6 protein-coding genes are annotated in these 8,056 nt (G+C 49.8%); 2 read left to right on the top strand and 4 right to left on the bottom strand.

Going from position 1 to position 8,056, the window contains the following annotated elements; genetic code table 11:
- Window positions 1-1,013 (bottom strand): methyltransferase (locus tag GX419_01375; protein ID NLI23342.1); only part of this gene is annotated, 1,013 nt, incomplete at its 3' end.
- Window positions 1,014-1,025: 12 nt separating this feature from the next.
- Window positions 1,026-1,397 carry a hypothetical protein gene (locus tag GX419_01370; GenBank protein NLI23341.1) on the bottom strand — a complete coding sequence of 124 codons (372 nt, stop codon included), beginning with the start codon at window positions 1,395-1,397 and terminating at the stop codon, window positions 1,026-1,028.
- Window positions 1,398-1,669: 272 nt separating this feature from the next.
- Here GX419_01370 and GX419_01365 point away from each other — a divergent pair, with 272 nt between their 5' ends.
- Window positions 1,670-3,667: a beta-galactosidase gene (locus tag GX419_01365; GenBank protein ID NLI23340.1), complete on the top strand. Its 1,998-nt coding sequence runs from the start codon at window positions 1,670-1,672 to the stop codon at window positions 3,665-3,667.
- Between the two features lie 10 nt (window positions 3,668-3,677).
- Complete coding sequence (locus GX419_01360; GenBank protein NLI23339.1) at window positions 3,678-5,750, top strand: hypothetical protein; 2,073 nt, start codon at window positions 3,678-3,680, stop codon at window positions 5,748-5,750.
- A gap of 518 nt (window positions 5,751-6,268) precedes the next feature.
- On the opposite strand, the gene GX419_01355 is transcribed toward GX419_01360, so the two are convergent.
- Both GX419_01355 and GX419_01350 read right to left on the bottom strand, forming a co-directional pair.
- Window positions 6,269-7,288, bottom strand: coding sequence for a type IX secretion system membrane protein PorP/SprF (locus GX419_01355; GenBank protein ID NLI23338.1), 1,020 nt, complete (start codon window positions 7,286-7,288; stop codon window positions 6,269-6,271).
- The coding region (locus tag GX419_01350) for a T9SS type B sorting domain-containing protein (protein ID NLI23337.1) at window positions 7,285-8,056 on the bottom strand (772 nt) is incomplete at its 5' end. The genes GX419_01350 and GX419_01355, both read right to left, overlap by 4 nt.

Here is an 8,056-nt window from a genome sequence, read left to right as displayed (position 1 = left end):
TCCATTCCGGCGGCATTGATCTGCACCGGATTAAGAATATCAAAACCGGCATCGATGAAGCTTCTGATCAACGGCCGCACGGAACCGCACGAGTGTTTGAAGGTCTTCCATCTGGTGTTCTGATGGATCCAGTCGTTCATCCGTTTGTAATACGGAAGCCATAACGAGCGGAAGGTGTCAACATCACAGAACTGCGAATCCTGGGTGCCGAAATCAGTGCCGCAGAGAAAGACCACATCGATGGCATTGCCGGCAATGGCATGAATTCTTTTCAGGTTCTCGACCGCAATCTCCGTTTGCCGGTCAAAAATGGCCCTTACAAGATCCTGGCGCATGATGGTCGACATGTACCATTCCGTTATATCGCGTATGCCTTTCGGATACTTCATAAAAGGCGCAGGCACCAGGGCAATGTCGCCCAGGGCAGTTCCTCCGAAATTGGCTACCACGGCCTTGTCAGTACCGGCAATTTTTTCTATCTGTTTTTTCCAGTAGTTCAGCTCCTCATTGGTAATGAATCCGAATTCTTCCAGGTTGGCTTCGGGAGTAAGCTCTTCTTCGCGGAACGGCTCCTGCCTTACAATGGTGTCGAAGAAAAAGCTGTCGCGCGGCATCCGGGCACTGGGGGGAGCATTCCTGTCGCCTTCGGGATACATCAACAGGGCCCCATCCTGATCGCTTGTGGTAATGAACTTTTCAGGCACCAGCACAATCTGTCCCCAGGGGGTAAGAAACTCCTTCCAGTTTTCGTTCGGAAAGCCAAACATGTTATTTCGCGGAGTCAGTCCAACAGTATCAATGCCCATTATCCGGGCCAGCTCTTCATCAAATTCGCCCAGCATCTGATATGGCTCGGAGACCTTAACCGGCTTTTTTTCAAGGCCGAAGTATGTTCTCAGTTGTTCCACCACTTTCACATGGATTCCGGTTACGGATGTTGCTCCGAAATCAACCGGAATCTGGTTTGTTTCCCTGTGAAGAAGGGCCTGCTGTATCAGTTCTTTCGATGTCATGTTGAAGTACGTTTAGTCTTGTTTAGAGATTACAGGTTCATACAGAAAACGGTTGTACCACACATGCTGCTGGTAGTAGATTCGTATAAAATACAGTCCTTGCCGGTATCCTGCCAGGCTGAAGGCAATGCGGCCAGGTTCAGTCAGACGGGCTATTGTGCTGTCTTTTATGTTGCGTCCGAGGACGTCGGTAACCAGCAGACGAAGGTTTTTCTGAGCCGGCAGAGGAAGGGTGATTTCTATGCTGTTTCCTGCCGTTGTTTCTACCCGGATATTGGCGGGTTTGTCCTGGGCACGTGCCACCGGAGCTTCCGGAAATAAAACCGGCAGCAGAAACAGCAAAACAAGCAGAAAGAAAGTATGTTTAAATAGTTTGATTTTCAAGAAAGAAGCAATTTTTTGCAACGCCAAAATAGAAAAAAAACCGCACATCAGAAAAGATTTATAAATTGCACCTATACTGGAAATGTTGCAAAACCCGGGTTTTCAGCATCTCCTGAAGAGCGGCCGGTGGCAGAGACGGGCGTGCAACAACAAAGGAATGAAGAGACAATTAACCAACCCGATAGTTTAAAACAATACGTGCTATGATGAAAAAATTCCTGTTTTTTTTGCTGGCAACCTTACCCATGGTTCTGTCAGCCCAGATGCCGGCCATGAAGAATGTTTTATACGGAGCGGCATTTTATGAGGAATATATGCCTTACGACAGGCTTGACAGGGATGTGGAACTGATGAAGCAGGCAGGCATTTCGGTTGTCAGGCTTGGAGAATCGACCTGGAGCCTGTTCGAGCCCCGGGAAGGGGAATTTCAGTTTGCCTGGATGGACCGGATCATTGACAGGCTGCATAAGGCGGGCATCAAGGTCATTCTGGGGACGCCCACCTATTCCATTCCGGCCTGGCTTGCCCACAAGCATCCGGAGGTACTTGCCGAGTACCAGGGTGGGAGCAGGGCGTATTACGGAATCAGGCAGAACATGGACATAACCAGTCCGGCCTACCGTTTTTATGCCGAGCGCATCATCCGGAAGATGATGGAGCATTATGCAAACCATCCGGCCATTATCGGTTACCAGGTTGATAACGAAACCACTACCTACGGCGCCAACAACCGCGATTTCTTTTTGGGGTTTGTTGATTATATGAAAGACAGTTATAAGAGCATTGAGGCGGTTAACAAGCTCTGGGGCCTGCAGTACTGGGGAATGACCCTCAACGGATGGGATGAATTTCCGGTGCGCGACGGGGCCACAAGTCCTTCCTATAAGCTCGAATGGGAAAGGTACAAAAGAAAAGTGATTGCCGATTATCTTACCTGGCAGGCCGATATCGTACGGGAATATAAACGCCCCGACCAGTTTATCACCCACTGCTTCATGCCGGCAGTATTCGACCTCGACCAGATCGCTTCGGGCCGGCATCTCGATGTGATGTCGATCAATGTATATCATGGCTCGCAGGATGAACTTACCGGAGAGGAAATTGCTTTTGCCGGAGACTATTTCCGCAGTGTGAAGCAATCTAACTATCTGATTACGGAAACCAATGCCCAGACCATCGGCTGGGATTCGAAGTACCAGAAACCTCCCTACGATGGCCAACTCAGGATGAACGTATATGCCCACCTCGGCTCAGGGGCCAACATGGTAGAATACTGGCACTGGCATTCCCTCCATTACGGGCAGGAAACTTACTGGAAAGGGGTTCTTTCGCACGATCTGGAGCCGAACAGGGCCTATAATGAGGTGAGCAGGACGGCCCACGAACTGGAGAAGGTGGGAAGCCACCTGGTCAACCTGAAGAAACAGAATAAAATTGCTATTCTTTACAGCCATGATGCAGCCTGGGGCCTTCAGTTCATGCCCTTTGCCGACGGGAGCCATATTTACCACAACCGCCTGGTGCTTCCCATGCACAAAGCCCTTTACAGGATGAATGCCGGTGTGGACTTTATTTTTCCCGGGAAAAGCCCTTTCAGCAACTACAGCCTTGTGATCATTCCTTCGCTTTATGTAGCCCCCGATTCCCTGCTGGTGAAGATTGTTGACTATGTGAAGAACGGCGGCCATGTAGTGCTGGGATTTAAGAGCGGTTTCTGCAACGAATACAATGCCGTAAGGCCGGTCATGATGCCCGGGCCCCTGCGCGAAGCTTGCGGATTCAGGTATCAGGAGTTTTCCAGTATTTCCGCTTTGCCGCTGAAAGATAATCCCTTCGGTGTAAGCGAAGAAGACAATAAAGCCACCGACTGGTGTGAATTTCTGATTCCCGAAACAGCCGAAGTGGTTGCCCGGTATGATCATCCCTTCTTCGGGAAGTATCCGGCCATAACAACCAACCGTTTTGGCAAGGGGACGGTTACCTATGTGGGAACCAACCTGACAATACCTCTGTATGAAGCCCTTTTCAGGCGTGAAATTGAGAAAGCCGGTATTTCCGATCCGGCCATGCAACTGCATTACCCGCTCATTGTTAAGTCGGGAACAAATGATCTGGGCAGGCAGGTGCATTATTTCTTCAATTATTCTTCGGAACCGCATCAGTTTGCGTATCCCTTTGCCAAAGGAAACGATCTGCTGACCGGCACGAACTACCTGCGCGGGCAGACAGTAACCCTGGCTCCATGGGATGTTCTTATTACGGAAGAATAACTTCTGGCCAATGCTGAGGAAAATTCTTCTCGGTATTTTGCTGATGCCGGTCGCAGGTCTGCGGGCACAGACAGTTTATGTTCTTCAGCCTGATACCGTGCAGGCGGCAGGATTGAGAATATTGCCCTTTCGTTCTGCCGGATCCGGAAATGCGGAATTGCTGCTGGAACCTGTTGATGCAAATAATGAGCTCCCGCTTTTTTCCGGCGGGAACGATATGCCTTTAGCCCGGTATCAGTATCTGGTACTGCAGGTGCGGCATGAAAACCTGTACAGCGTCATTTTTCATCTCCGGTTTTATGCAAAAGGCGATCCTGATGTTCCGCGCCTTACGGCCAGAATCGGCATCAATCCCAAGCTGGAAACAAACCTTATTTTCCCTTTATCGTATCTGGATGCCCAGCATGTTTTTCTGCCGCGTTTTCCGCGACAGCTAAAAGGAACCGTAAGCGGACACAGGATAGGTGCTGATGAAGTGGAGAAGATTACCCTTTCCCTTGAACCGTTCAGCTCCAATGATTTTGCTCCGGTGGTAATGCTTGGCCGGTGTTATCTCACCGGACAACTCCCGGAACCTCTTCCCGGCCCCGGATATTATTATGTGGATTCCCTGGGGCAATGGAATGAAAAACTGTGGCCGGAAAAATTGTCCGGCATTGATGAAGCAAAGGAAAAGCTGTCCGGCCTCGAAAAGGAATTTTCTCTCTCAGCCTACCCTTCTTCCTGGAGCATTTACGGAGGATGGAAGGAGATGAAGTTTGACCGAACAGGTTTTTTCCATACGCATTTTGACGGAACCCGCTGGTGGCTTGTCGATCCGGAAGGTTATGCCTTTCTGAGCATCGGGATGGATTGCGTCAATAAGGAGATGGCAACGGTTTACACGGGCAACGAAGACCTTTTCCGCTGGGTGCCGGATCTTTCTTCAGGAGCGGATGAGGCCGTCAGTATGTTCCGCGACAAGGTGATGGTCAACTTTCTGAAAGCAAACCTTATACGGTGCTGGGGAAAGGAATATCCGGCAAAATGGTCGCAACTTACGCGGAACATGCTGAAAACATGGAGGTTCAATACGATAGGGAACTGGAGTGATCTGGCATTTGCCCGGACGGCAGGGATTCCCTATGTGATTCCGATGAGCGGGTTTCCTGCTACCGCACGGAAGGTGTTCCGGGATTTTCCCGACGTGTTTGATACCCTTTTTGTTACCGAAGCCCGCCGGTTTGCTTCCCAGCTTCAGCCATACCGGGACGATCCCTGGATGATAGGTTATTTTCTGGCCAACGAACCGGAATGGGCTTTCGGCAATAACAACATTGCCCTGGAAATGCTGGCAGGCGATACCCTGCTGGTTTCGCGCATGGCTTTGGCCGACTGGCTCAGGGAGAAATATCAGGGTTCCCTGACTGAGTGGAACCGGCAGTGGAACAGTCAGTTCAGGTCATTCGATGAGGTAAAAACCGTTATTATGAAAAGAGCGCCTTCCGGTGAAGCCGAAAAAGATTTATGGGAGTTTTCGGGCGTAATGGTTGAACGGCTTATTGGTATTGTAAGTGAGGAAACGAAAAAGGCCGATCCCCATCATCTGAATCTGGGCCTGCGCTATGCATGGATCAGTTCCGACCTGTGTTACCGTGCGGCGAAGTATTTCGATGTATTCTCCATCAACGGGTACCGTTATCCTGATCCGCCTCCTACCGATGAGATAAGCCGGCGGAGCGGAAAACCGGTTTTAATTGGTGAATTTCATTTCGGCGCTACCGACAGGGGGCTTCCGGCCACGGGTATTGTGGGTGTGGCGGGACAGGAAGACCGGGGCCGGGCGTACAGCTACTATATGGAACACGGCTTTGCCCGCCCGGAAGTAGTCGGTATACACTATTTTCAATGGCTTGACCAGCCCATAACGGGACGATTCGACGGTGAGAACTACAACATCGGCTTTCTGGATGTTGCCTTTCAGCCATACCGGAGCCTGGTCAGATTTGCTGCAGAAAGCAATGAAAAGATCTACCGGATTGCTGCATGGCTGGAAAAACCGACGGGAATCAAAGCCCGGCCAATACCGGCAATTTTTTACTGACAGTTGCTTCTTGACGGCATCAGGGCAAACTCCGCTGAAACGGAGCAAAAGCAGTCCGCTTGGCACATTGCGCATTTTTGATGCGCACTGTGGTTGATGCTTTTTCATGGCATGGCATTAGAATTTTTCCAGCACAATGCAATGCTTTGTTTTATTCTCTTGATTCAACCCACCGCCGGAACAGCAAGTCATTTATTTTATACTATTTTTTACCCTCGGGCGAATAATCGAAGTAAACAAGTTCCATTCTGATCAAAGCACAAAGGAGACCTAAGAAAGGGGTTGAAGGTTTTTCTATTTCTGTTTTTCAGATTGTATTTTACAATTTGCAGTTTACAAAATGTAAATAACATTTCGGTAAATATTGTACGTTTTTTACGTTCTATTCTTAATCCTTAAACAAATTGGATAAGGGGCTATGGTGGAATGCCTATAAACCCCGCAGAAATTATTCCACCATAGCATCCACGGGCTTTCAGGGCTAACCCTCCAACAGAAAAGAGGGTGAAAAGAAAAATCTACCTGTCTTCAAACGACTTAACGTCTTTTCTCAGCCAGCGCATACGGCGTATGCTGGATTCCCCGAACCGCATGCCAAACATGAGTTCATGCGAACCGGTGGTATACCGCTTGATATACCCTCCTCCGGCGTCATAGGCATACCCCAGAAAGAAATTCTGGATATTCAGCCCTCCCATAAAGACATATGTATTTCCTGTACGGTACGATAACCCCAGCCAATATGTTTTCAGGTAGGTGCCCGTGAGGTTGAAGTCGCACTGAATTTCTTCCCTTGTTGTGCGCAGAAGGAACGAAGGTTCGATGCGGAAATTGTCACCGGCATAAAACCTGTATCCGCTCATGATATAATAGTGTCTGAGCGTGCGGTAGTTTTCGAATTTATACCTCCCCAGTTTCAGGTAAGATCCCAGCAGGTCTGATATTCCTATTCCTGCGTAGAACTGGTCGGTAAGCAGATAGGTGCCGAAATTGAAATCAGGCACAAAGAAGCTGTGGCGGTTATTGAGCAGAAGGGGATCATCGGAATCGAGGATGACGGCATCCTTGTCGTTGAGTTTGAACTGAAATCCGGCCGCTGACAGGCCAAAAGAGAGCTGTGCCTTGTCGTTCCAGTTGATGTGGTAGGCATAGGTAAGCTGGAACCCTGAGCGGCTGATGGCTCCATTGTGGTCGCTGTATACATTTACTCCCAGGCCGATTCTTCCCCTGCGGGAAGCTTTTTCGGGATTCTTTCTGGCAGTGAGCAACCGCATGATGTAGCTGTCTTCCAGCACGCGGGTCTGAGCGGTAAAGGCAAACGTGCTGGGAGGGTCGGGCAAGCCTGACCATTGCTGGCGGGCAGTGAGTCCGATGGTGGTAATTCCGTCAACACCTGCCAGCGCAGGATTATAGAGAAACTTGTTCAACGGATACTGGCTGAAAACAGGCTGCTGCTGGCCATGTGCCATTTGCAGGGTACACAGGGCTATCACCGGCAGTATTCCGGCGAGGATGCCATAGTTTTTCATGGATTTCATCGTACTATTGTTATAGTGCCTTTGATTGGTTCATTTTCTGGTCTTAGCCGGATCACATAATGATACGAATCCATAGGAAGAGCATTTCCTTTAAAGGTGCCATCCCAGGGTACTGCGTATCCTTTCGAGAAAAATACCCGTTTTCCCCAGCGGTCGAATACTTCTACCGAAACGTCGGGGTACATTTCAATTCCCGGAATGATCCATGTGTCGTTGTACGTGTCATTGTTGGGGGTAATGATGGTGGGAATGATGACACATTGATCGTGCTCCGGTGGGAGGGTAACAGAACCGTTCAGCGTACATCCTTTGCTGTCGGTAACGGTATATTGGTAGGTTCCCGGAGGCAGATTTTCGATGGCTGGTCCTTGCAGAGAGTTGCTCCAGCTTACGGAAAGCCCTCCGGTACCTCCGTTAGCGGTCAGGGTGATGCTTCCGTTAGCAATATCGGAGCAATAAGGTTTGGTAAAAGTTGCTTCGGCCTGGATAGCCGGGGGTTGTGTGAGTTCGACGGTTAACTGGTCAGAACACTGCCGGGCATCGGTCATCACCAGCTGGTATGTGCCTGCTGTGCAGTTTGCCGGAGCCGGTCCGCTAAGACCTCCTGTCCACTGATAAGTAAAGGGTGCTGTGCCTCCGGTTACATCAACCGAAATTTGTCCGTCATTCCCTCCAAAGCAGGTAACATCCTGTTTCCCGGCCAGCGTTACCGTCGGTCTTGGATACACTTCAACAGTTACCGTATCGGATGGCGGACTGATATGGCCC

Source organism: Bacteroidales bacterium (assembly GCA_012517825.1).
Lineage (GTDB): Bacteria > Bacteroidota > Bacteroidia > Bacteroidales > JAAYUG01 > JAAYUG01.
This window is presented reverse-complemented; position numbering and strand designations above follow the sequence as displayed.